This is a genomic window from Gillisia sp. JM1 (assembly GCF_000424645.1).
Classification (GTDB): domain Bacteria; phylum Bacteroidota; class Bacteroidia; order Flavobacteriales; family Flavobacteriaceae; genus Gillisia.
Genome location: NZ_KE384219.1, coordinates 142,728 through 168,439 on the forward strand (window position 1 = coordinate 142,728; position 25,712 = coordinate 168,439).

The following is a 25,712-nucleotide window of genomic DNA, read 5'->3' on the forward strand; positions in this document are numbered from 1 at the left end:
ACTTTTGCAAATTCGAAGCATCCCGATAGCTCCCAGTAAGAGAAAATGAACCCTCAATTGGGGAATAATTCTAACCAGAAAAAATCAAAATATTACTCTATTTCAACCTTTCGGATACCTTGATTCAACCAAGCTAAATATTCCTTTTCATCGGGAGTGTAGCCAATAGGAGAATTTAATAGATTTAGATCTGTATCCAAAAGCACATAGAACGGCTGCGAATTATTCTGAAAGTTAACGGTTTGGAATGTTGCCCACTTATCGCCGATTGTCTTTATTTTTTTTATACTCCCGTTAGCTCTAACATAACTGAATTGCCCCTGTTTCGGCAGATCTTCCCTATCATCTACATACAAAGAAATTAGCACATAGTTATTCTTTAAAACTTCATAAACCGCAGGATCGCTCCATACCTGTTCTTCCATTTTTCTACAGTTTACACAAGCCCATCCTGTAAAATCTATCATTATAGGTTTATTCTCCTGTTTTGCAATTTCTAAGCCTTTCTCCCAACTCTTATAAGCTTTTAGACCTAATGGACCCTGAGTATCCTTTTCGTAGATACTATAGAACAACGGTGGTGGAAAACCGCTTAGTAACTTAAGGTTTGCAAAGGATGAGTTGCTTAAGCCCGGGAATAGATATAGCACAAATATGAAAGTTAGTGCTCCAAAACCAAATCTTGTTTTAGTTAACTTCTTCTTAGGCCCGTCATGCGGGAATCTTATTATACCAAATAAATAAAGCATTAATCCTATTGCTACTAAGATCCAGATCCCAATAAAGATCTCTCTTTTTAAGATACCCCAGTGTTCAACAAGATCTGCATTAGATAAGAATTTGAAGGCTAAACCTAATTCCAGAAACCCTAAAACTACTTTTACCGTATTTAACCAACCTCCACTTTTAGGTAAAGAATTTAGCCAATTTGGGAACAAAGCAAACAATGCAAAAGGTAATGCCAACGCAAGACCGAAACCACCCATTCCAAAGGATAATTGAGTTGCTCCACCATCACTACTTAAAGATCCTCCCAACAAGGAACCAAGGATTGGCCCTGTACAAGAGAAGGACACCAAAGCAAGCGTTAAAGCCATAAAAAAGATCCCGACAACTCCGCCTATACTGGAAGCTTTATCGTCCATCTTACTACTCCAACTAGTTGGTAATGTTATTTCGTAATACCCAAAAAATGAAAATGCGAATATTATAAAGATCACAAAGAATACAATATTCAGTGTGACATTGGTAGATATATTATTTAAGATCTCTGGCGCAAGGCTATCCAATAAATGGAAGGGTAAGCTCAATAATAAATAGATTAAAAAGATAAATAGACCATACAAAATGGCATTCATTAATCCTTGCTTTCTGGTTTTAGCTCCTTTTGTAAAAAACGAAACTGTTAAAGGGATCATTGGAAATACGCAAGGTGTAAGTAAAGCGATCAAACCTCCTAAGAATCCTAAAAGAAAAATGGTTAAAAATCCATCCTTATCTTCTACTTCAGGTTTATACGCATCCCAACCTTGTAGATCTAACGTAAGGTCCTTAGTTTTTTTAATATCTAAAGGGGTGATCTCCTCGTTAGCATAGCCTTTATTTACAGAATTATCTGCCACAGAGAATTGAAATGGCACTACATCTGGAGGTAAACATTTGCTATCGTTACACACCATAAATTCAACCTCCACTTCTATCACTGCATCTTTGTCCAGTACTTTAATAGTTTGAAAGAATGTTGCCTCATCTTCAAAATACTTGATCTCCATGCCAAATACCGCATCAAAAATGGTTGGTACATTTGGCTCTGAAGTTTCTCCAACCAACTCAAAGGCTTTCCCAGAATTAGTGAATGTGAAATTTGTTGGAATTGGCCCTCCTTCTTCAATATCCTGCGCATACAAATGCCAGCCCTTTTCTAATTTAGCGGTAAAACTGATTTTATAAATACTATCATTTTCTTTTTCCAAATGAGAATCCCAAGAAATAGGCTCTTCAAGTTGAGACTTTTCATCTGTAGAGGTAAATACTTGGGAAAAAGAAGAAAGGGAAAGGGTTAAAATTAGAAGCAGTGACCAGAAATATTTCATACAGTGTAGGTAATTTTTAATATTTTTTGTGAGGGATCGGTAATGGCAAACCTGTTGTCTGCTCTCCTGTTAACGATCCAAACAATATCATTCCCAGAGCAAAGCAACCAAGTGCTTTCCTTCTCTGGCAAAGATAATTTATTGTCGTTAAAAAAGTCGCTTATCTTTTTCTTTCCTTTCATTCCAAAAGGATAGAAAATATCGCCGGTGTTCCATTTTCTTAAGACCAACGGGAAAGTGAGTTTTTCTTTATTTAAGTAAACACAATTTCGAGCAGTTTTAGAAATTTCTTCAACTTCAGAAAGTGAGAATCTTCCAATGGGTAGCATTACAATATCTTCCCCTTCTTTTATTAGATATTCCATTTCTTTCTGATCAGATTCCTTTTCAGTAAGGATTAAAACATCTCTATCCTTTATCAATCTATGGGTCTCTGAATAAACAAGCTTCCCGGATTGCGCATCTAATAACTGATAGACATCATCCCATTCAGTAAATCCGAAGGTCTTTAGCAATTGATACATTACTGCTTTGGTATTGGGAAGTTTCTGTAAAAAATCTATCCTAAGATTATAGCCATACATCGTCTTCGAAACTATTTCAGGATAGATCAGGCCTATATAATCTTCAACAAGATTTAAACTATCATTAAGATGCGATTGCGTATTAGCAAAACCATCTAATAACTGTGGATTTAATTCTTCCATCACTGGAACAATATCATGCCTTATCTTGTTCCTAAGATATTTATTAGATGCATTGCTACTATCTTCCCTCCATTTTATTTTATGCTCTTCAGCATAAGCTTCTATTTCCTTTCGTGAAAAAGGTAAAATTGGACGGATAACGCTGTTGTTAACTGCTTTTATCCCCGTGAAACCTTCTAAGCCACTTCCCCGAACAAGATTAATAATAAAGGTTTCCAGATTATCATTAGCATGGTGAGCAGTTAAAATATAGTCGAATTTTAAAGAGGTGCTTAGCTCTTCAAACCAATTATATCTTAGTTCTCTGGCTGCCATCTGAATGGAGATCTTTGCATCTTCAGCATAAGCCGTTGTATCAAAATTCTCAATAAAAACCTCTACGTCTAATCTTTCAGCCAGATCCAGAATAAATTCTTCATCGGCATCACTTTCAGCATCACGAAGATTGAAATTGCAATGGGCAATGGAAAAGTTCAATTTTGCTAGTTTGCAAAGATGAGCCAAAACCACACTGTCTACTCCCCCACTTACTGCCAGCAAAAGTTTGCTTTGACATAAAAACGGGAATTCAGATTTCAGGAGATTTTTAAAAGCTTTTTCCATAGAAATCAAAGATAAGAAATAAGCCTGTTTTAAGACTTGGCAAAAAGAGAACTTTTGAGAAGATACTAGCCAAGCAGGTTTTTAAGCCCCAAGAGCTTGCAGCATTGCCTTCGCCTTTAACTGACATTCCTCGTATTCCTGCTCTGGGATAGATTTAGAAGTAATTGCACCGCCTACAGAAAAAGACACATATTTTGATCTTGCATTATAAAGGATACTTCTAATTACCACATTAAAGTCAAAATCGCCATCTGGAGTAAAATAGCCCACTGCTCCACTATATAGCCCGCGTTTACTTTCTTCTAGGTCCTCTATAATTTTCATTGCTGAAATTTTTGGAGCTCCTGTCATGCTTCCCATAGGAAAAGTAGCCTGAAGAACTTCTACAGGAGTGCAACCCAATTCCAATTCTGCTGAAATAGTGGAAATTAGCTGATGCACCTGTTTAAAGGAATACACTTGACAAAGTTCATCCACTTGTACACTTCCTTTTTTTGCTACTCTGGAAATATCATTGCGCACCAGATCTACAATCATCACATTTTCTGAAAGTTCCTTTGGATCTTTAGACAACATTTCAATTATCTTATTATCCTCCTCTTCATTTTCAGCTCTTCGGGCAGTTCCTTTAATTGGTTGGGAGATCACTTTGTTCCCCTCTTTTTTAATATAGCGTTCGGGAGATGCCGAAAGCAAATAGTAATCTTCAAGTTTTAAAAATGAAGCAAATGGCGGGGAAGAAATTTCATTTAGATTCTGAAAGACCTTTGCAGGATCTATAGCTCGATTCTCAGCAAAGTATTCCTGACAAAAATTAGCTTCATAAATATCGCCATGATGAATATGTTCCAGCATTTCTGAAACTTTTTTGATATATTCTTCTTTTGAAATTCTTGGTTGGATAGGCGAAGCTTCTTCTTCAGAAGTGATACCTTTTAAATCCAGTTCTAACTGAAGTATTTCTTCATAATCTGAAACCATCTCATCATCAACCATTTTAAGGTATCGGAATTCAACTTTATCCTTCCCCACCAAAATTAATTTTTGGGGCTGAAAAAAATAGAGATCGGGAAATTCCAAACCATCGAAGTTTTTCGAGCTTAAATTCTCCAGATCATTTTTAAGATCATAAGAGAGGTATCCAAAGATCCAATCTTTGGTGATCTCTTGATATTCTTTTAATTGTTCGAAAGCACCATGATGATCTGTCTTTAAAGCTGTAAAAGCTTCCACTGCAAGTAGGGCTTCAAAATTAGAGGCTGTCTGCGGATAATTATTACTATCTAACCAGGCGATCTCATGGAATTGGGAACTCCATTGAAAAAGCTTCTGTTTGAATGATGATGGATCTTCTAATATAAATTCGGTTGTAGTACGCACTTAGTCTTCAATTTCATGCGCAAAGGTAGTCAAGACATCTTCAATTCCCATATTCAAGACCTCATTTTGAACAGTATCGTTGTCAAAATTATCGTTGAAAGAAGGAAAACTAAAGCTCTCAATTACTTGACCTCCGAATCTTGACAGGATCCCTTTAGTATATTCCAATGAGGAAGCTGCACCACGAGCTCCGGGAGATGTACTTACTAATAGAATTTTTTTATCTACTAAAAAGTTTTTATCCAAGCGGGAAAGCCAATCCAGAATATTCTTAAAAAATGCAGAAACAGCTCCATTATGTTCATTTACAGAGATCATTAGGGCATCATGCTCAGAGATCAGATTCTTAATCACTTGAATATCTAAAGGAAAGCCACTGGTACTTTCTTTATCCACGCTATATATAGGAATATCGTACTCCATTAATTTAATGACCTTTATATCGTGCCCATTAATTCTATTGGCAATATGAGTGATAAATTTATGATTGATAGAAGTGCTACTATTAGAACCCGCAAAGGCCAAGATCTTTTTCATAATAAGTATTTCAAGATTCTCAAAAATACCTAAATTATTGGGAAAGTTTAAAAATGAATTGCGTTAAAAATCTGTTTATTATGTGTTAAAGGTTTTTCCATAGCTTTTTTCTCTTATTCCTTAGCTGCAAAACTTATCTTTGCAGCTAATTAAAACAAATTCAAGTTGACTTTTCAGGATCTTAATTTAAATACCCCATTATTAAATGCGTTAGAAGATTTAAAATTCGATACGCCTACACCTATCCAAGAACAAGCATTTTCGTCTATAATGTCCGGAAAAGATGTAGTAGGGATCGCACAAACGGGAACTGGTAAAACATTTGCATATATGTTGCCTATTCTTAGAATGCTAAGATATTCTGAACAAAAGAATCCGAGAGTTTTAATTTTAGTGCCTACCAGAGAATTAGTGGTGCAGGTTAGAGAAGAGATAGAAAAGTTAACCGCCTACATGAACACACGTGTTACGGGTATTTATGGGGGAACCAACATCAACACTCAACATTCAGATCTTTTACAAGGTTTAGATATTATTGTTGCTACTCCTGGTAGATTATACGATCTTATTTTACGTCGAGCAGTACAAATGAAGTCTATTCAGAAATTAGTGATAGATGAAGTAGATGTAATGCTAGATCTTGGTTTTAGATTTCAAATAAATAATATTATTGAATTGCTTCCGCAGAACAGACAGAACATTATGTTCTCTGCAACGATGACTGAAGCGGTTGAAGAAATTATTGACATTAGCTTTACGCAACCTGTAAAAATATCGGTTGCCATTAGTGGAACACCATTAGATAATATTGAGCAAAGAGGATATAAAATAGTTAATTTCCATACGAAAGTTAATTTCCTGAAGGATCTATTAAAGGATAAAGAAACCTATACAAAAGTGCTTATTTTTGTTGCTTATAAGCGTTTAGCTGATAGGTTATTTCAAAGTTTGGATGAAGAGTTTCCAGAGGAATGTACCGTAATCCATTCCAATAAATCTCAAAATTATAGACTGCGAAGTATCAAACAATTTGGAGAAGGCTTTAGTAGAGTTCTTGTCGCTACAGATGTAATGGCACGTGGACTGGATATAGAAAATGTATCTCATGTAATAAATTTTGATACTCCAGAATATCCTGAGAATTATATGCACCGAATTGGGAGAACCGGTCGTGCAGAAAAAGAAGGGATCTCGTTCTTATTGACTACAGAAAAAGAGCAAGATAACTTAGAGAAGATCGAGAATCTTATGAATATGAAGGTGCCTCAATTTGAGCTACCGGAAAATGTTGAAATCTCAACTATTCTTATTCCAGAGGAACAACCTAAGATCTTCGAGATCAACAATCCAAATAAAAGAGGTGACGATAATGCCCCAGGCCCTGCCTATCACGATAAGAGTGAAAAGAACAGCAAGGAAAATCTTGGAGGCTCTTATAGACGTGAGATCGCTAAAAAGTATAAGAAACCTCAAACCAGAGGAGATAAAGGTGCTAATAGACGCCACAAAAAATAAAATATTTCAACTTTAATTATTTCTCAAGATGAAAAATGTAGAAATACACAGATTGGAGAATGAATTTTTGAGTATAGGCATAAAATCTACAGGTGCTGAACTTTGCAGCATAGTAAATAAACTTACCGGAACAGAATATATATGGCAAGGCAATCCCGCATTTTGGGCTAGCCATGCTCCTATTCTCTTCCCTATAATTGGAGCGCTAAAAGAAGATACTTATTTTTTTGAAGGAATAAAATATCACTTACCTAAACATGGCTTTTTTCGAAATAATGACACAGTTGTTTTAAAACAAAAAGGAAACGATCAGCTCACTTTTAGCCTGAAGTTTTCTGAAGACACTTTAAAAAGTTATCCTTTTAAATTTGAATTAGAAGTCAGTTTTATGCTGAAGGGCAAGGCGTTAAAGGTAAAACACGAAGTTTTTAATCTGGATACTAAAGAAATTTATTTTTCCATTGGCGGGCATCCTGCCTTCAATGCTCCACTTTTTCTAGGAGAATCTTATGAAGATTATTCTCTGGAATTCGACCAAAACTTAAACCTTGAAACACATATATTGACTAATGGAGGATTGATCTCCAATAAAACTGAATCTGTACTAAAAGATGAAAATAGGATTCAATTAAGAAAAGATCTATTCAACAATGATGCGCTGATTTTTGAAGCTATTCCTTCGAAAAAAGTCAGTCTTTTAAGCAAACATTCAGGAAAGATATTATCGGTGGAATATTCAGATTTTGAGAATCTAGGGATTTGGGCTAAACCCAATGCCCCGTATGTTTGTATAGAACCTTGGCTGGGAATTGCAGATTTTGAAGATACCGATCAGGATCTAAAAAATAAAGTAGGCATTAATAAATTAATGCCTACTCAAAGTTTTTGTGCAAGCTATATTATAGAGATAGCCTAAGGATATGTTTTAATTTCTGGTTTTCTTCTTTGCAGCTTTAGCAGCACGCTTTTCTTTTAAACTCAACACAGGTTCTTTCTTTGCTGAATTTTTTGAAGGGGATTTTTCTTTAGCCATGATATTTTTTTATTATGAATAATAGATTAAAAGTAAGAAAGAATATCATTTTAAAGCCAAATGATTTGAATTAATTTTTACCTGAAAATTATTCTGTACCTACTAATTGTTCGCTATCATTGTGAATCCATGTTAGCACAAAAGTAGAGATCCTCCCAATCAAGAAAACCAACCCGCCGAAAAGTGGAGCTAACAAGGCAACTTTAATTCCGCTTGCAAAAAGTGCTGGCTGCACATTTTCAAGACTTTCAAAACTATCAAAAACCTGAATAAGCCCTATCAACTGAGTAAATAAGCCAATTACCAAAGCAACAAGCGCTATTTGATTAACTAAAGAAATCGCCTTATTAAAAACTAGGAAGTTTGATCTCAATTTAACGGAAGCTTTAAAAATTAGAAATATCATTATAAAAAAACTAATTAAAATAAGTGTCATAGGTAGCATTCCCCCTTCTTCCATTCTTTTAAAGAAAGTAGAGAAAAAACCTGATTGCTGAAAGAAAAATAATAGTAAAAGACTTAGCATAATAATTTTGTTTTAAGATTACTTCAGCCAAATTATATCGTTAATAGAGGTTAATAAAATATTTGCGATAGGCTGCGCATTTAAAGCTGGTTTCTACCTATTTATAATAAAGTTCACTCTCAAAAATTAAATAAAAGTTATAATCCTGAGTTTATAGGTTATTCATCGCAAATGTTTGAGATTTTAAATTTAAAGAGGCATATTTAAAGCTTATATGAAACTCTTGCGATTATTAAAATATCTCACTAAAAAGATCTTCCTCCACGGGATATTATGGATGGCTGTCCTACTATTTTTCACTTTCTTTTTCGGAGTAGAAGGAGCAACTTTAAAGAACGTATTTGAATTCTCGTTATATCTGTTGCCTGTTACAATTACAACTACTTATAGTTTTGTCTATTACATCATTCCAAAATTTTTACTGCTTCGAAATTATGCTCATTTCGTTTTTTATTCCATATGTGCGATTATAATTTCTAGTGTCTATATTATATTTTCCACTTTTTACGGATTGGTGTTTTTATCCCAGATGGATGTTGCCTACAGATTTCCTATCACTAAAAGTTTGTTTTTTATAATAATTGCTGTTTATATTGTGGTTTTACTTGCATGTTCTTTCACGTTGCTTAAAAATTATTATAAGACCATTTCTACAAATGAAGAATTAAAGAATTCTGTTTTACAGGGAAAACTTCAGCTAAAAGAACAGCAATTGAAATATTTAAAAATGCAAATTCATCCTCATTTTTTATTCAACACTTTAAATACCTTGTATGCTTTTAGCTTGAACAAGAATGAAAAAACCCCAAAGATGATTTTGCAGCTTTCCAATTTGCTCGATTATATTTTATACCAAACACAAAAACCCTTGGTTTTTCTTTCTGAAGAAATTAAACATCTTAGGGATTATATCGAATTGGAAAAAAATAGATTTCAGGATAAATTAGAAGTGAACTTTAAAACTAAAAATATCTCAGAGTATACACAGATTCCTCCAATGTTATTTCTCCCTTTTTTGGAAAATAGCTTCAAACATGGAAAAGATACCAATGGTACTATAAAGATCGATATTCTTTTAACGCAAAAAGATGGGCAATTATATTTTGAAATTATCAATTCTAAGGGACATACAAACTCAGAACAAAATTTTGGAGCAAATGAAAATGGAATTGGGCTTGAAAATGTAAAGCAGCGGTTAAATCTTTTATTTAAGAACCATTACTTCTTAGAAATAGAAAACTTACAATCTCAATTCAAAGTGAAATTGAATATTCATTTAAACAAAGCATAATGATCGAGAACATTAGTTGTTTATTAGTAGATGATGAGCCTATGGCAATAGATATCCTTAAGAATCATCTTTCGAAAATTGAAAAGGTAACTATTGTGGGAACTTGTAGTAATGCTACAGAAGCATTCAATCTTATTAACGAACAACAGATAGATCTTATTTTTTTAGATATCAACATGCCTGGGATCTCAGGAATTTCCTTTGCTAAATCTATAAACAAATCTATTAAGATCATTTTTACAACGGCCTATAGAGAATTTGCAATAGATGGATTTAATCTTCATGCTGTAGATTATTTATTAAAACCTATTTCGTTTGAACGCTTGTTAGACGCTTTGAATAATTTTTATGAAACTCATAGAAAATTATCAACCTCTAAAATTGAAGTTGAGGAACCTACATTTATTTTTATCAGAGTAGATAGAAGAATGGTAAAACTTATTTATGAAGATATCATCTTTATTGAAAGTTTAAGCGATTATTTAAAGATCCATCTCCAAAATGATGAGGTTTTGGTGATTAGAGAGACCATCACAAATATAGCCAACAAACTGCCTTCTAAACAATTTCTTAGGATCCATCGCTCTTTCATTATCAATATTGATAGAATTATATCTTATAATAACGAAGAGATTTTAATTAAAGAAAAATCATTCCCTATAAGTAGAAGTTACAAAGAACAGGTACTGAATTATCTTAATAATTTCCAATGAAAAAACCCTAATAATCCAAAGATCATTAGGGTTTTTATATAATAAGTAAAGCTTAGTCTTTAAACATGCAAAGCTCTGTCTCCTGTCGCTGCTAGTGCTGCTTCCTTCACTGCTTCTGCATATGTTGGATGTGCATGACTCATTCTTGCTATATCTTCAGCAGAAGCTCTAAACTCCATCGCTGTTACCGCTTCAGTAATAAGATCGGCAACTCTGGCGCCTATCATATGTACTCCTAGAACCTCATCGGTCTTAGCATCGGTTAATATCTTCACAAATCCATCTGTATCTCCACTTGCACGAGATCTACCTAAAGCTCTCATAGGGAATTTCCCTTCTTTATAATCTACACCAGCTTCTTTTAATTCTTCTTCAGTTTTACCAACTGCAGAAACTTCAGGCCATGTGTAAACAACACCAGGAATAAGGTTATAATCTATATGTGGTTTTTGACCAGCGATCAATTCAGCAACCATAGTTCCTTCTTCTTCCGCTTTGTGGGCTAACATTGCACCACGCACTACATCTCCAATAGCGTAAATATTCTTCACATTGGTTTGTAAATGATCGTTCACGGCAATCATTCCGCGATCTCCCATTTCAACTCCCGCAGCTTCCGCATTCAATCCATCTGTAAATGGCCTACGTCCCACAGAAACTAAACAGTAATCTCCCTTAAATTCAACTTCATTTCCTTTCTTATCATCTGCTTTCACAATGATCTCATCTCCCTTGCGCTCTACAGATTTTACTTTGTGGCTCACATTGAATTTCATCCCTTGCTTCTTAAATACTTTGGTAAGCTCTTTAGACAAAGCAGAATCCATATTTGGGATAATTCTATCCATATATTCTACAAAAGTAACTTCAGATCCTAATCTGCTATATACTTGACCAAGTTCTAAACCTATAACTCCACCCCCAATAACTATCATTTGTTTTGGAATCTCCTTTAGTTTTAATGCTTCAGTAGATGTAATAATACGTTCCTTATCTAAATTGATAAATGGCAAATTAGCTGGTTTAGATCCTGTCGCAATAATGGTATGCTTGGCTTCTAAAGTTTCTTGTCCGCCTTCAGTTTTATCTACAATAATATGAGTAGCATCTTTAAAAGACCCCACTCCTTCAAAAACATCTACCTTATTCTTATCCATTAAAAATTTCACTCCATCACAAGTCTGAGAAACTACAGAAGATTTTCTCTTCATCATCTGCTCTAAATTCACTTTTATCTCACCTGGAATATCAATCCCATGCTCTTCAAAATGTTTCACAGCATCTTCATAATGGTGTGAAGAATCTAATAAAGCCTTGCTAGGAATACACCCTACATTTAAACAAGTTCCTCCTAAAGTGGAATATTTTTCAATAATCGCAGTTTTCATTCCTAGTTGTGCGCAACGTATGGCGGCCACGTATCCACCGGGCCCAGATCCAATTATTACTACATCATATGTACTCATAAATAAGTTTTTAATGGTTTTTTTAAATCGACACAAAAGTACGACTTAAAATAGCAATGACCAATATGGAGTGAAGAGGGAGAAGTTAGCAGTTAGCAGTTAGCAGTTAGCAGTTAGCAGTTAGCAGTTAGCAGTTAGCAGTTAGCAGTTAGCAGTTAGCAGTTAGCAGTTAGCAGTTAGCAGTTAGCAGTTAGCAGTTAGCAGTTAGCAGTTAGCAGTTAGCAGAAAATAAAAATTTAAATTGTAAATTAAAAATTCTTTTAAAAACTTCTCATTTCTCAATACTGATATCTTCACTCCTCACCCCCTCACTCTTCACTTCTAACCCTTCACATAAACAACCTTTTTATTTATAAATTCCATCATTCCGTCCTTAGCCAATTCCCTTCCATAACCGGATCGTTTATTTCCTCCAAAAGGCAATCTTGGGTCAGATTTTACCAGCTCATTTACAAAGAAAGCCCCATCAGAAACTCTTGAGGCAAATTCTACTGCTTTGGCTGTGTCTCTTGTAAAGACGCTAACTCCAAGTCCATATTTTGATTGTCCAGATAAGGAAAAAGCTTCCTCAACATTTTTTGCTTTAATGATAGCGGCTAATGGGCCAAAAGTTTCTTCATCAAAAGCAGACATTCCTGGTTTTACATTTCCCAAAATGGTAGGTTCATGAAAACATTTATCCTGTTTCCCGCCCAAAAGCAAAATCGCTCCCTGGGCTATTGATTCTTGCACCTGCCGGTTGAGTTGATCTGCAAGATCTTTTCTTGCCAATGGCCCCACCTGGGTTTCATCATCTTTTGTATCTCCGTTTTTAAGATCTTTTACAGCTTTAATAAATTTTTCTACAAATTCATCATGAACAGATTCCAACAGGATAAATCTTTTTGCAGCAATACAACTTTGACCGCAATTAAGCATCCTTGCTGAAACTGCTGTTTTCACCGCCTTATCAATATCGGCATCTTCAAGGACGATAAAGGAATTATTACCTCCCAGTTCCAAAAGACTTTTCTTAATATATTTCCCTGCTATTTGAGCAACAGCAGATCCCGCCATTTCACTTCCTGTTAACGTTACAGCCTTAACCGAATCATGGGCAATTATTTTTTCTGTTTGATCATGATGCACTATTAAATTCTGAAAAACACCTTCAGGATATCCAGCTTTAGTAAAAACATCTTCTATCATTTCCGCACAGCCAAAGACATTTGGCGCATGCTTTAGCAATCCGGTATTTCCAGCGGTTAAAGTTGGTGCTGCAAACCGGAAAACCTGCCAAAATGGAAAATTCCATGGCATCACTGCAAATACTGTCCCGATAGGATCGTGCCTTACAAAGCTTTGTTCCGCATCAGTTTCTATCACCTCCGGTGCAAGAAAAGTTTCCGCATTTTCAGCATAATAATCACAAACCCACGCACATTTATTAACCTCAGCTCTGGATTCAGAAATAGGTTTCCCCATTTCCGAAGTGATCATTTGCGCATATCCCTCAACATTTTCCCTTAAAACCTCAGCAGCTTTTTTAATTAATCCTGTACGAACCGAGAGAGGCTCACGGCTCCAAGTTTTGAATGCTTCTGCAGATTTATCTAAAATATTATCCAGTTCGAGGGAGGTATGGGCCGTATATCGTCCTACCTGTTCTCCATTGTAAGGATTAACGCTGTTAAATTCCATTGTGTTTTTAATTAGTAATGAAAAAGGAAATGAAGGTTTAAATTCCAAGAATTACCGCCCTCAAATACTTAATTAATTGTTCCGTTGAGCCCCAAATCCCTATCCAGCTTCAGACCAAAAATCTCCTAGCGCTTCCCAAGAAACCTGACCATGTTGGAATAATTTTCCGCGTAGCTTATTCAATTGTTCTTTATCTTTGGAAGGTTTTGATTGAGCCATAGCATTAACAAGTGTTTCAACAACATTTTCCTGCCAGTCAAACTCAGCTGAACTTTGTTTTTTAGAAGCAACTGGTCTGGCAAAATCCTTTTCAGCCTGAATTCTTTCCTTCTTCAAGATTTTTGCAGGGGCAACTGAAGGTTTGTTGTAATTGATCAATTTATATTGCTCCTGAAATCCCTCAAAAGTCTGAGTAACTTTAATCCCAGGCCAGCGCATTTCCACCACTCCTTTTGCAGGTTGGTAAACCGCAGTAAATAATGTTCCAAAACCTTCCTTAAACTTTGTATTATAAAGTGGCTTCTGAAGAAAAGAATCTGCAATTGCCGAAGCTTTTATTCCTTTTTTAGCCAACATCTTTTCCAAAAATGCAGAGCGCTCTAAGGTTTTATTGAAAGCGGCATTCTCAGGCCAGTCTACAATTCCCTGGTGATTGGTAGTAAAAGCTGCATCTGTTATAACAGGTTTTTTATCTGGTGCAAGACGTACCGTTTTAAAAGCACCGGTTTTATCAACCACAGTGACATTGTAAGACATATGGGATGGAATTCTCACTAAAGCTTCAACAGCCTCTTCTACATTGCTGCAGAATTCAAGTACGTATCTCAGAATAAAAGGAATTCCAAAACCAACTCCTACTTCTTTTCTACCCCCAAAAGTGAGGGAAATTGCGAGTCCATCCTCATTCATTCCGTCTACAACCCCGATCAAACAATCGCTGGTAGCAATAACTTTTTTTCCGTTCCAGGCACTCAATAATTGGGTTCCTTCCATAAGATCTGGATGATAATCATAATTACGCACCAATTGTATCTCCTTTCCTGTAAGAACAGCTTGTGAACAGCCACTTATATATGCGGGTGGTTGAAAACCTGTTAGAAATCGTGCGGCAACATCATCTGCCTTAGCCAATTTGCAAAGCTTCTGATACGTCGGCCACATTTTTGGCATGTATTTTTTGAGCGCAGCTTGGGATGTTTCTAGATCTGGAGTGTAAGATGCTCCTTTGGAATTATACCAGGCTTGATATGCAGGCCAATAGGTGTTGAATAATTTTTGCCACTTTTTACCCGGCTTTGCAGGTTCTGAAATTGCATTAAAGTGAAGTTGCATATTTTTTTGAATTATTACTAATGAGTAATTATATTATATAAGAAAGCCGGAAAAGTAAACTGAATTTTCCGGCCTTGCTGTTAAAATTTGTTTTTATTTAGTTAAAGAACCGCTAAGCTTTGGTTTCTTTTTGTCTTCAACCATTTCAGATTTAAATTGGGATCTAATTGCTTTTATCCAATGTTTCGCTCTATTGTTTAATCTAAAATCATCTGTCATCATTCGGCCTCTTGTAACTAGAATTCCCATATCTGCTCCTTCATACAAGTAATCCCCTTTTTTGGAGATCCTTAGAAAGAAAGCTTCATTTTCATTCTCCACAGCTCTTCGGTGGGTATCCATTCTGTCAAATTGAATATGACCTGTATCATACATTCTCCAGATCCCCGATTTTGGTGATTCGGTTACGTATTCAACAGTGTCTTCAGTATGTTTAACGATCAACTGACTCCAGCCATCCAGATTTGCCTGGTTTGACCATCGCTTATTAATAGCTTCAATATCAAGTTCATATTCTATATCCATCCATTCTAGAATGTGGAATACAAATAAGGGTGCATCTGCAAGTGCAAACACCGCGTGATTGGTAATGGAACTGGCTCCGGTAACTCTTGGATTAAGTTCCCCAAGGTAAATTTCTCCATTGTCCTGATCTATCAGAAAATCCAGTTCAAAATAACCTTTATAACCTTCTTCCCTTAACTGATCTCCAAAAAGTTGAGTGTTCTCAATAGCTTTCTGCCTTAATTCAGGAGTAAAAGCATTGGGATAGATCTCGTTCCCACACCAACCGCCTTCGTAAGGAGTTAGCTCTTTAAAACCTACAAGTTCAGTCATAAGAGGTGCTACAATTGTTCCGTGACGAGTTACACAGGCTTCGATTGCTGAACCTCTACAACGAATTCTTTTCATTATTTTCACTTCATCTTCTGCCTCGATCTCCTCTGCATATTTCTGGTATTCTTCCTCATTAGAAATAAAGAAGGTCGTGTGACCAGAGTCTCCAAAAGGTGTCTGGACTACAAGTTGATTCCCAAGGTGACTGGAAACTTCACTCAATTGCTCATAATCTGTAACCTGAGAAAGAACATAAGGAACACAGGCAACACCAGCCCTTTCGGCAATCCTGTTTGTGTTCACTTTATTATCAAGAAAAGTTCGCATTTCGGCTTTAGGAAACATAATTTCCAAACCTAATTTTTCAGCAAGCTCTTCTGTTTTTTCATTGAACATAAGGAACATTGCTTTTCCTGATCTCCCGTCTACAGATCTGGTTTTTAGATAATCCTGAACTTCTGGATGTTGTAGTAAATAGTTGTTTATATCTTCAATTCCTTCAAAATCATCGTGCGGAATTTCTTGTTTCGGAGAAAAAACGTTGGGATGCAATCCATCAAAACATTCGATGTAAGTGATGAACTTAAAGCCTTTGATCCATTCATCTGCCCCTAAAAGATTGAAGTTTGTTGCACTGATAAAATATAAAGGTTCTTCATTTTTATGAAAAGACCTCCTGATATCTGAAACTCCCTTAAGTTCATAATCTACCGGAGTTGTATTTTCTGCTGAAGAGGATTTCCCTGAGTTCTTATTTGATTTTACTAAAGGCATCTTATTCTTTTTACTTCCTTTTGCTCCTGAAGCAACAGTATCTTTGAATTCAGATGAATCCATAGTGGTATCAGTTTTTACACCTTTACTTTTACCTTTGGCAGTAGAACTTTTGGCCTTAGACTTAGCCGAATTAGATTTACCTGAAGTATTTGAATTTGACGAAGCTTTTCCATGGGAAGCTTTTGATTTTGATTTTTCAGCCTTCTGTTCTGCTGTAGTTAGTTTTTTTCCTTTTTCAGCATTGCTGCGCATAGGAACCTGAGTTTTATCTTTTCCTGTTAAGGATGGTGCTTTTGTTTTTTTATCTGTTCCCTTAGACTTGGGAGTATTTGGTTTTTTAGAATTCATAATTGTTGGTTTTATTTTATTAATTTCTTTTTTGAATTATTTCCCATTGCACCCATAGATGTAACGGTTTTTTGCCTGTTCAGTACCGAATCTTTAAATATCCGAAGTCCGAGATCTGCACGGTATCCATGTATTTCAGAAACATCCAGTGCCGTAAGGAACCTGATGATTTCCTTACTCACAACCTGTCCTGGAACAAGCACCGGAAATCCCGGTGGATAAGGAATGATGAAGGATGAGGCAACTAATGTGCGCTCATTTCCCATGGAAGGCAAGCATTCTTCAAGAGGCATGTATTCATAATTTTCTTCATCGTAAGCGAGGAAAAATGCTTCACGGATATTACCGCCTGGCAGGCCGGGTACTGCCTGAAACGAATGATGGAAATAACTAAAATCTGGTAAGGGCGGGAAATCCTTGGTTAGAGAATGTATCCTGTCCTGGTGGATCTTATTTTCTTTTTTACTTAGCGAAAGGAACTCTTTATCCAGCTCGTCTGCTATTTTAAGCAAGGCATTTGTAAGGTAAGTCACACTTCCTCTTGTAGTACCTATATTGGTCATGAATAGAACCGTATTTCGGGAGGTTTTATTAATCTGGATATTAAACTTATCCATCAAATACTTGTTTTTAAAAGTATCTCCATCAACTCCTGTACGGCCTATGTGCAAGGTGATTTTAGTAGGATCCAGCACAAATTCATCATTTTCCCAGGCAGTTTCCATTCGGCTCCAGCCTTCTTTCGGACTATAATATTCTGATAAGCCTGAATTCCTGAATTCCTTCGGAATAAAATCGCTGACGGTCAAAACGTCAAAATATTTATTCAGCCTTGGATGATCATTTATTTTTGCACGAAGCACCATGGCCATTTCTATACTTTTTTCCACAAGCTCATAGCCTTCAAACTGTACTTGTCTCCTTCCCGCATCCAGTGAAGCAAGCATTTGGTAATTTGGTGAAGTGGAAGTATGGGTCATATATGCTTCCATAAAAGTATTTTCTCCTTTTCTTCGGAAATCTTCATCCCAGATATGGATCATTGATCCCTGACGAAAACTACTGAGCGTTTTATGTGTACTTTGGGTAGAATAAACCCGAATTCTAACTTCATCCGGATTTGGCAACTTTAGAAGTTCGTCCTTTTTCAGATTTTTAATATGATCTGCGTATTCTTCCCTGTATTCGTTGCTTCGGTACTTTTCATAAAGCTTCTGAGCTACAAACATCCCTGTTCTTTGCTTATAATTATAAGTAAAGCCCGCAAATGCAAACCAGGCTTCATCCCAAAGGAATATCATGTCCGGCTTAATCGCCAGAATTTCCTGCATCACCTTTTCTACATTATAAACCAGTCCATCGAAAGTGCAGTTGGTAAGCAGCAACATTTTCACAAGGTCCAGCCTGCCCGCTTCTTTTAACTTCAGTAATTTTTCTTTGATCTGCTCCAGCGGAACAGCTCCATACATGGAATATTCTTCAATAGGATAAGAGTCCAGATAAACAGGATACGCTCCTGCCAGCACGAGTCCATAGTGGTGTGATTTATGACAATCCCGGTCGATTAAGATCACATCTCCAGGCTTCACCAATGCCTGAACTACAATTTTATTGGCTGTTGACGTTCCATTAGTCACAAAAAAAGTATTCAAGGAACCATAAGCATCACCCGCCATTTTCTGGGCCTTTTTTAAAGAACCTGTTGGTTGTAGCAAAGAATCCAGACCTCCTGTTGTAGATGAAGTTTCAGCCAGAAACATATTCCTTCCGTAGAAATTTCCAAAATCATTGATCCATCTGGATTTAAAAACTGAATTACCTCTGGAAATAGGCATAGCATGGAAGATTCCGGTTGGTTTCTTACTGTATTCCTTTAGTGCCGAAAAGAATGGCGTTTCATAGCGTTCACTAATGCCTCTCAATATTGTTAGATGCAGTTCTTGAAGGTCCTCTGCCCTGTAAAATATTCTTCTGAAACTCTTTAAGGTGCTGTCCTTAAGATTTCCAAGTGCCGTGTCTGTAACATAATAGGTATCCAACTCCGGTCTGAATTTTTTTACCAGGTTTCCTAGAATTGGTCCCAGTTCTGTTTGGGGTTTGGAAGCCAGATCCAATCCTAAAACCTTTTGAATAAAAGGTTTTAGGATTGGAGTTACCTTTTTAGAATGGTATGGCGGTGCATATCTAATTACGACTGCCTGAATATTATAATTAAAATGCAAGGCAATCAAAGCATCCTCAAAGGACTTCTGTACGACAATCCCATAGTTGAATTGTTCATTTACACCACGAAGCTCTTTTAGATCATTTCTAAGTTTATTTTCTTCCTGCAGGGATATATCCTCCACAAATAAAACTTCGAAATAATTTTTTCTCACTCCGTCTGTAAACTCACCTTTTTCTGAAGTATCTACTCCCAGCTCATCTTCTTCAATAAGATCTGGGTTGCTTCTATATCTATCGCTCACCAGATTTTTTGTGATCTCTGCAATTTTATTTGCCAGTGCAGTATGTTCCTGCCTGTCCAACATTTCGTTAAGAACCCTTAGGCGAGTAATTCCCGGGAAGGCAAAATAGCTTTCCACGCCCTTGAGATTTTCTAAATACTTCCGAACGTTTTGCTTAAAATCCTTTTCTTCTGAAGAACCCCGGTTGCTATGTTCAAGTTTAGTGGATTCATTTTTTAATGTGTTCCATGATTCCAGCCGAAGCTGAGCAACATTATAATGATGTGAACTAACAGGTTTTTTTTCTGGCATATAGTTTATTTTATTGAATGTAAGGCAAGTTTATTTCCTTCTGAATCTATGAAAATGGCAAAATATCCTGAATCTTCATTAATAAGGGTTTTAGTCATTACTATCCTTCCGCCGGCAGATTCCACGCGTTCCAGGACTAAATTGAGATCTTCACCTGCATTGAGATATAAAAGAGGACCAATAACACCGGGAACAGAACCTGGACCTGCGACAATTGCACCTCCAATTCCTTTCTCTGCCGGAAAAAAAGCCATAGCGTAATTGTTGTCAATGTTTTTTTCCATTTGAATTCCGAAGATATCATTATAGAAATCCACCGATTGCTGAAAATTAATTGCAGGAATTTCAAACCAACTTATGTAGTCCTTTATCTTTTCCTTCTTTTTTTTCTTTGTTGTTGTTGGTCCGCCCATATTTTTCTTTTTTATAGTTCTCCAAATCCTTTATAACCTGTAGGATTTGAAGGTGGTTCATATTTGTTCTCCTCCATCTTTAACTTAGCCAGAGTATCTAGTTTCGTTGGTTTTATAAGTGGCCCCAGAGAATTCAGATACGGCAATTGTACTCCATGCTGGTAGATCCCAAATTGGCCTATGTGATCCCTAAAACTTTTAAGAGGTTGTCCTAACCTCAGCACTCCTAGCTCGCGACTTCTTTTCACCCGATCTATATTCAGTTCCAGCGGGAAAATTTCTTCATTTCCTTCAGCCTGATATATCACCCTGCCATCAGGACCGCAAACAAGTGATCTTCCATTACCTCCAGATTCAAGACCATTCACATCAAAGAAGTAGCATTGGTTTACAGCGGCCATTGCGCGCACTATAGATAATTCTATATCCCTGTCTATCGTTCCGGTCATCGTTGGATGCAAAATAACTTCAGCTCCCATCACCGCAAGCGTGCGGACTGTTTCAGGAAACCACATATCGTAGCATATAGAAATACCAAATCTTGCAACTCCCGGAACATCAAAAACGCAAAAATTAGATCCCGGGGTCACTCCAAGTTCGTATGGATAAAAGGGAAACATTTTTCTGTATCTGGTAACAATTTCTCCTTCAGGATTGATTACTGTAGCGGTATTGTAAATCTTTCCTTCACTTTTTTCAAAAATAGATCCCGGTAAAAGCCAGATTCCATGTTTTTTAGCCATAGCCTGCATTTCCCTTTCAAAGTTGCCGGGTATCTCCTGTGAAGTATGTGTAAGTGGCCCATAGGCGCATAATTCACTAAAAACTACCATATCCACCCAAGGATAAAGGCTCATGGTTATATTTAATTTCAGTTTCATCATCTCCACATTGGAAGCGACTGCTGAAACTTTCATTTGTATTCCTGCTATTGCAAATGGTGTCATTTTTGTTTTGTTTATTTGAATTATTAGTTTTCATTCATGCTGGTAATCATTAATTTCAATGCACCAACATTTTTACGACTGCTTCTTTTGGAACCATCGCAATTTCCCGTATTCTCTATTTATACATTTTTTCTTATCTGATTTTCCAGGATATCCAGTCCCTGGTTTAACTGTTCATCTGTAATTACAAGTGGAGAAAGAATTCTTATTACATTTTTAAAAGTCCCAGCACTTATGAGGATAAGTCCATCTTCTGCACAAGCTTTTACAATCTTATCACAGAGTTCATGATTTGGTTTACCGGGATCATTATCTTTTACAAATTCAATTCCTATCATTGCTCCTATTCCACGCACATCTCCAATATCTGAGATTTCTTTCTGAAGATTTTTCATTCGTTCTGTAACCACTTTTCCTATGTGTACAGCTCTTTCGTTCAGATTGATGTCTTTCATATATTTAATGGTAGCCGAAGCGGCAACACAACAAATAGGGCTTCCAATATAAGTACCTCCAATAGTACCCGGTGCTGCGGCATCCATTATTTCGGCACGACCAACGACTGCTGCGATGGGCAGTCCAGACCCCATAGATTTGGCATACGTACTTAGATCCGGCTGTACATTGTAATGTTGCCAGCTTGCCCAGTGTCCTGTGCGACAAAAACCGCTTTGTATTTCATCCATAATTAAAAGAACTCCATGTTCATCACAAAAAGATCTTAAGCCTTCCAAATATCTTTGCGGTACACAATTAAATCCACCTTCACCTTGGATAGGTTCAATAATTATTGCGGCCACAGAGTTGATATCTACAATACTATGAGCGCTATCCCGAAGCCTTGCAAGTTCTGATTCAACGAATTCATCCATTGCCTGAGTTCCACCATATTTATAAAAATTTGGAAAAGGAATCCTATAAACTTCAGGAGCAAAAGGCCCAGAAGAGAATTTGTAATTTACTTTACTCGTAAGGCTCATAGCCATTAAGGTACGACCGTGATAAGCTTCAGTAAAGCAAAGAACTGCCGGCCGTTTGGTTGCCTGTCTTGCAATTTTAATCGCATTTTCTACAGCTTCGGCACCGGTGCTAATAAGCATCGCTTTTGTCTTTTCCCCATGTGGAAGAATCTCGGCTAGTTCCTCACATAATTGAATATAAGGTTCATAAGTAACTACATTGAAACTTGTATGGAGATATTTTCCTGCCTGTTCCCTGATGGCTTCTACCACAGGTTCGGGACAATGTCCTGCATTCACTACGCCTATCCCACCGGCGAAATCAATATGTTCACGCCCATCTACATCGGTGATAATCGCACCTTTTGCATGTTGTACAGTGGCGGTATTAAATACACCTACCCCGTTGGCTACAATATTTCTTCTTCTGTTAAGAAGGTCTTCAGATTTGGTTTGTTGCTCGGTCATATAAATAATAAGATTGTAAAAGGAAATTAGGATTTAAAAATCCTGAGAATGGAAGATTAAAATAAAAGAAGCATTAATCTAAAAATTACCAATGCCTTAATATACAAAATTTTTCTATTATTACGAATTAAAAACGGCCGTAGACACCATAGAGAGAAGGAATTAGACCAAAATACACATAAAGTTCTGTTAAAAAAATCGGCAATACTATTACACAATATTTTTGGTAATAGATTAAATTCCAACAGATTGAACACTATTCTTTAACAGATAGAAGTATTTTACAATGGCAAAGCAGTAGTGCTTTTCACCGGACTAATAATAAAAGTACTTTGAGTGCTTCCAATATGATCCAGGCTAGTAAGTTTGTTTAGCATAAATTCCCTATAGGCCTCCATATCCTTCACCAAGATCTTCAGGATATAATCATATTCCCCACTTACATGATAACATTCCAGGACTTCGTTTAATTGTGCTACCTCCTTCTCGAATTTAATAACATAAGATTTAGTGTGTTGCACCAATTTTAAATGGCAGAAAACCATAAAGGACTTGTCTACTTCTGCAGGCTTTACCAAAGCAACATAACTGGAGATCACTTTATTACGCTCTAATCTTTTTATACGTTCAAAAATAGCAGTTACCGATAGGTTTAATTCTGAAGAAAGCTTTTTATTGGTGATCTTACTATCGCATTGCAGCTTTTGAAGGATCTTTTTATCGATTTCATCTAAGTTCATGCTGAAAAATTTTCGGTTTGGAAGATTGAAAATAGGTGTTTTTAAATTAAATATCTAAAATAAATGGTTATTTCCAATTTTTAAACTGAATTTATCTTTATCTATTGACAAATGATCTATTATTCACTTATTTTGAAGTATATCAAACAACAACTATCATGAAATATAAACCAGCAAATCATATTCAAGACCTTCAATATTTTGGTGAATTTGGAGGAGTGAATCCTTCTATCTCAGATTCTTCTACTTACACTTTTCTTTCAGCAAAGACCATGTTCGATACTTTTGAAGGAAATCAAGATGGTTGTTATTTATATTCCAGGCATTCTACCCCTTCCAACCTTTATCTTGGAGAAGCTCTAGCTGCCATGGAAGGAACCGAAACTGCAAACGTAGCTGCCTCCGGAATGGGTGCGATTACGGGCGCTCTTTTACAACTCTGCAAAGCAGACGATCATATAGTTTCCAGCAGAACCATTTACGGAGGTACTTATGCCTTCTTAAAGAATTTCGCACCGAGACTTAATATCAAAACCAGTTTTGTGGATATTACAAAACTAGACACGGTAGAAGCGGTAATCACACCAAACACTAAGGTTCTATACTGCGAGTCTGTTAGCAATCCATTATTGGAAGTGGCAGATATCGCAGGGCTTTCCAAGATCGCGAAGAAACACGGACTTACTTTAATTGTAGATAACACCTTTTCTCCACTCTCTATAACTCCAACAGAATTGGGTGCCGATGTGGTAATTCACAGTCTAACCAAATTCATAAATGGAAGTAGTGATACTGTTGGTGGTGTAACTTGTGGAACTCAGGAATTTATTAACTCCCTTAGAAGTGTTATAGATGGAGCTAATATGTTATTAGGGCCAACAATGGATAGTTTGCGTTCTGCTTCTATTTTGAAGAATATGAGAACCTTGCACATCCGGATGAAACAGCACAGTAAAAATGCGATGTTTCTTGCGGAAAAATTTGAAGCCGATGGCTTTAGAACTGTTTATCCAGGATTAGAATCGCACCCAAGTCATAATCTATTTAAATCTATGATGAATGAAGATTATGGGTTTGGAGGAATGCTAACTATTGATGTTGGTAGCTTAGATAAAGCAAATGAACTGATGGAGTTAATGCAGGAGCGAAATCTTGGGTATCTAGCAGTGAGCTTAGGTTTCTATAAAACCTTATTCAGCGCACCAGGAACATCTACATCTTCAGAAATTCCTGTAGAAGAACAAATCGAAATGGGACTTTCTGATGGGCTTATTCGTTTTTCTATAGGATTGGATAACGATATTGAACGCACCTATAAAATGATGAAAGATTGCATGGAAACAGTAGGCCTTTTTGAAAACATCAGCCTTAACTAAAAGTTTTTTTACAAATTTATAAGAATGTCTGATAGAATGAATTTTCTATCAGGCATTCTTTTTATGGATTAGTTTTATCTTAGAGACTTTTAAAACACTTATAAAATAGTATCCTCTTTATGAAACCTATTAATTCTTATATAGAACACACCTTACTTAAATCTACTGCGACAATAGACGATATCACAACTTTATGTAATGAAGCTAAGACCTATAATTTCTTTTCGGTTTGTATAAATGGGTATTATGTGCCTTTAGCGGAAGAACTTTTAAAGAATTCAAAAGTGAAGATTTGCACTGTAGTTGGATTTCCTTTGGGAGCAATGTCCTCCAGAGCTAAAATATTTGAAGCAGAAGACGCTATTGGGTATGGAGCAGATGAAGTTGATATGGTAATGAATCTTGGACTCCTTAAATCTAAAAAATTGAAGCTTTTAGAAACCGAAATCGCTTCAGTTAAAAACACAATTGGTAGAAAAGTATTGAAAGTTATTATTGAGACCTGTTATCTTACTTCTGAAGAAATAAGCATTGCTAGCAAAATAGTTGAAAATGCAGGTGCCGATTATGTGAAGACCTCTACTGGTTTTGGTCCTAACGGCGCCAGCTTAGAAGTGGTCTCAGAAATAAAAAAATCAATTTCATCTGAAATGAAGATCAAAGCCTCTGGTGGAATCAGAGATTATATAACTGCTAAAGCCTATATAGATCTGGGTGTGTCCAGACTTGGCACCTCTTCTGGAATTGCCATTCTCAATGGAGAAAAGAGTTTGTTGTAAATCATTACTGTCTGCTGAAAGATTGAGGCAGTGTGACGATACTGGTTTTAACTTTCGTCATGCTGAACTAGTTTCAGCATCTTTCATACGTCAATTTCCTACGCTAGATAAATTTTTTTATCACGGGTCTATCATTGACGTGATTTATTAAATATTTGAATATCAAATAATTAACTTAGTCCTTTAACAGTATCTTTTTTCATTTTCTTTGTTCGCCCAAAGAAAACGAAACAAAAGAAAAGGCGCTTTTTCCAGAGGTATTTTTCAGCAAAGCTGAAAACCAGTTTTGTTTTGCTAAAATCTTTCCAAGGCTTCAAGATTTTTTAACGCAAAACAAAACTTATACTGCGGAAAAAGATTTCAAAGCGCTGCTTTGGAACGTCAACGCCACCGTTTTTCAAAGTTTTTTAATAGGGTCTCAGGATGACACAAT

General features: G+C 36.2%; 20 protein-coding genes. 6 read left to right on the forward strand and 14 right to left on the reverse strand.

Features of this window, described 5'->3' with window-relative positions:
• Positions 1-92 precede the first annotated feature (92 nt).
• The 4 genes from H033_RS0114950 to H033_RS0114965 all read right to left on the reverse strand — a co-directional run bounded on the left by H033_RS0114950 (position 93) and on the right by H033_RS0114965 (position 5,320).
• The gene (locus H033_RS0114950; protein ID WP_026839033.1) at positions 93-2,093 is read right to left on the reverse strand and encodes a protein-disulfide reductase DsbD family protein; all 2,001 of its coding nucleotides are present in this window, start codon (positions 2,091-2,093) and stop codon (positions 93-95) included.
• A complete protein-coding gene (gene tilS, locus H033_RS0114955; protein ID WP_026839034.1) occupies positions 2,090-3,403 on the reverse strand; it encodes a tRNA lysidine(34) synthetase TilS in 1,314 nt (437 codons plus the stop codon). Before tilS ends, H033_RS0114950 begins: the two co-directional genes overlap by 4 nt.
• An 81-nt stretch (positions 3,404-3,484) precedes the next feature.
• Complete coding sequence (gene pabB, locus H033_RS0114960; protein ID WP_026839035.1) at positions 3,485-4,783, reverse strand: aminodeoxychorismate synthase component I; 1,299 nt, start codon at positions 4,781-4,783, stop codon at positions 3,485-3,487.
• Positions 4,784-5,320: an NADPH-dependent FMN reductase gene (locus H033_RS0114965; protein WP_026839036.1), complete on the reverse strand. Its 537-nt coding sequence runs from the start codon at positions 5,318-5,320 to the stop codon at positions 4,784-4,786.
• Positions 5,321-5,485: 165 nt separating this feature from the next.
• Between H033_RS0114965 and H033_RS0114970 the strand changes: the two genes are divergently transcribed.
• The gene (locus tag H033_RS0114970; RefSeq protein WP_026839037.1) at positions 5,486-6,835 is read left to right on the forward strand and encodes a DEAD/DEAH box helicase; all 1,350 of its coding nucleotides are present in this window, start codon (positions 5,486-5,488) and stop codon (positions 6,833-6,835) included.
• A gap of 28 nt (positions 6,836-6,863) precedes the next feature.
• The gene (locus H033_RS0114975; RefSeq protein WP_026839038.1) at positions 6,864-7,751 is read left to right on the forward strand and encodes an aldose 1-epimerase family protein; all 888 of its coding nucleotides are present in this window, start codon (positions 6,864-6,866) and stop codon (positions 7,749-7,751) included.
• Positions 7,752-7,956: 205 nt separating this feature from the next.
• On the opposite strand, the gene H033_RS0114985 is transcribed toward H033_RS0114975, so the two are convergent.
• A complete protein-coding gene (locus H033_RS0114985; RefSeq protein ID WP_026839039.1) occupies positions 7,957-8,394 on the reverse strand; it encodes a MotA/TolQ/ExbB proton channel family protein in 438 nt (145 codons plus the stop codon).
• Between the two features lie 214 nt (positions 8,395-8,608).
• Between H033_RS0114985 and H033_RS0114990 the strand changes: the two genes are divergently transcribed.
• A complete protein-coding gene (locus H033_RS0114990) occupies positions 8,609-9,685 on the forward strand; it encodes a sensor histidine kinase (RefSeq protein WP_026839040.1) in 1,077 nt (358 codons plus the stop codon).
• Positions 9,685-10,398: a LytR/AlgR family response regulator transcription factor gene (locus tag H033_RS0114995; protein WP_026839041.1), complete on the forward strand. Its 714-nt coding sequence runs from the start codon at positions 9,685-9,687 to the stop codon at positions 10,396-10,398. Before H033_RS0114990 ends, H033_RS0114995 begins: the two co-directional genes overlap by 1 nt.
• A gap of 59 nt (positions 10,399-10,457) precedes the next feature.
• On the opposite strand, the gene lpdA is transcribed toward H033_RS0114995, so the two are convergent.
• The 9 genes from lpdA to H033_RS0115040 all read right to left on the reverse strand — a co-directional run bounded on the left by lpdA (position 10,458) and on the right by H033_RS0115040 (position 23,124).
• Positions 10,458-11,864: a dihydrolipoyl dehydrogenase gene (lpdA, locus tag H033_RS0115000; protein ID WP_026839042.1), complete on the reverse strand. Its 1,407-nt coding sequence runs from the start codon at positions 11,862-11,864 to the stop codon at positions 10,458-10,460.
• 321 nt (positions 11,865-12,185) lie between these two features.
• Positions 12,186-13,544 carry an NAD-dependent succinate-semialdehyde dehydrogenase gene (locus H033_RS0115005; protein ID WP_026839043.1) on the reverse strand — a complete coding sequence of 453 codons (1,359 nt, stop codon included), beginning with the start codon at positions 13,542-13,544 and terminating at the stop codon, positions 12,186-12,188.
• Positions 13,545-13,643: 99 nt separating this feature from the next.
• Positions 13,644-14,876: a C45 family autoproteolytic acyltransferase/hydolase gene (locus H033_RS0115010; protein WP_026839044.1), complete on the reverse strand. Its 1,233-nt coding sequence runs from the start codon at positions 14,874-14,876 to the stop codon at positions 13,644-13,646.
• Positions 14,877-14,969: 93 nt separating this feature from the next.
• On the reverse strand, positions 14,970-16,838 hold the full coding sequence (locus tag H033_RS0115015; RefSeq protein WP_026839045.1) for a biotin carboxylase: 1,869 nt from the start codon (positions 16,836-16,838) through the stop codon (positions 14,970-14,972).
• An 11-nt stretch (positions 16,839-16,849) separates the two neighbouring features.
• Positions 16,850-19,597 carry an aminotransferase class I/II-fold pyridoxal phosphate-dependent enzyme gene (locus tag H033_RS0115020; RefSeq protein WP_026839046.1) on the reverse strand — a complete coding sequence of 916 codons (2,748 nt, stop codon included), beginning with the start codon at positions 19,595-19,597 and terminating at the stop codon, positions 16,850-16,852.
• 5 nt (positions 19,598-19,602) lie between these two features.
• Positions 19,603-20,010, reverse strand: coding sequence for a VOC family protein (locus H033_RS0115025; protein WP_026839047.1), 408 nt, complete (start codon positions 20,008-20,010; stop codon positions 19,603-19,605).
• 11 nt (positions 20,011-20,021) lie between these two features.
• Positions 20,022-20,957 carry a carbon-nitrogen hydrolase family protein gene (locus H033_RS0115030; RefSeq protein WP_026839048.1) on the reverse strand — a complete coding sequence of 312 codons (936 nt, stop codon included), beginning with the start codon at positions 20,955-20,957 and terminating at the stop codon, positions 20,022-20,024.
• Positions 20,958-21,076: 119 nt separating this feature from the next.
• A complete protein-coding gene (gene gabT / locus H033_RS0115035; RefSeq protein WP_026839049.1) occupies positions 21,077-22,384 on the reverse strand; it encodes a 4-aminobutyrate--2-oxoglutarate transaminase in 1,308 nt (435 codons plus the stop codon).
• Between the two features lie 281 nt (positions 22,385-22,665).
• Positions 22,666-23,124 carry an Lrp/AsnC family transcriptional regulator gene (locus H033_RS0115040; protein WP_026839050.1) on the reverse strand — a complete coding sequence of 153 codons (459 nt, stop codon included), beginning with the start codon at positions 23,122-23,124 and terminating at the stop codon, positions 22,666-22,668.
• Between the two features lie 158 nt (positions 23,125-23,282).
• Between H033_RS0115040 and H033_RS0115045 the strand changes: the two genes are divergently transcribed.
• Together H033_RS0115045 and deoC are read left to right on the forward strand one after the other, a co-directional pair.
• Entirely contained in the window at positions 23,283-24,500 is a 1,218-nt protein-coding gene (locus tag H033_RS0115045; protein WP_026839051.1) for an aminotransferase class I/II-fold pyridoxal phosphate-dependent enzyme, read from the forward strand.
• A 119-nt stretch (positions 24,501-24,619) separates the two neighbouring features.
• On the forward strand, positions 24,620-25,279 hold the full coding sequence (deoC, locus tag H033_RS0115050) for a deoxyribose-phosphate aldolase (RefSeq protein WP_026839052.1): 660 nt from the start codon (positions 24,620-24,622) through the stop codon (positions 25,277-25,279).
• Positions 25,280-25,712 lie beyond the last annotated feature (433 nt).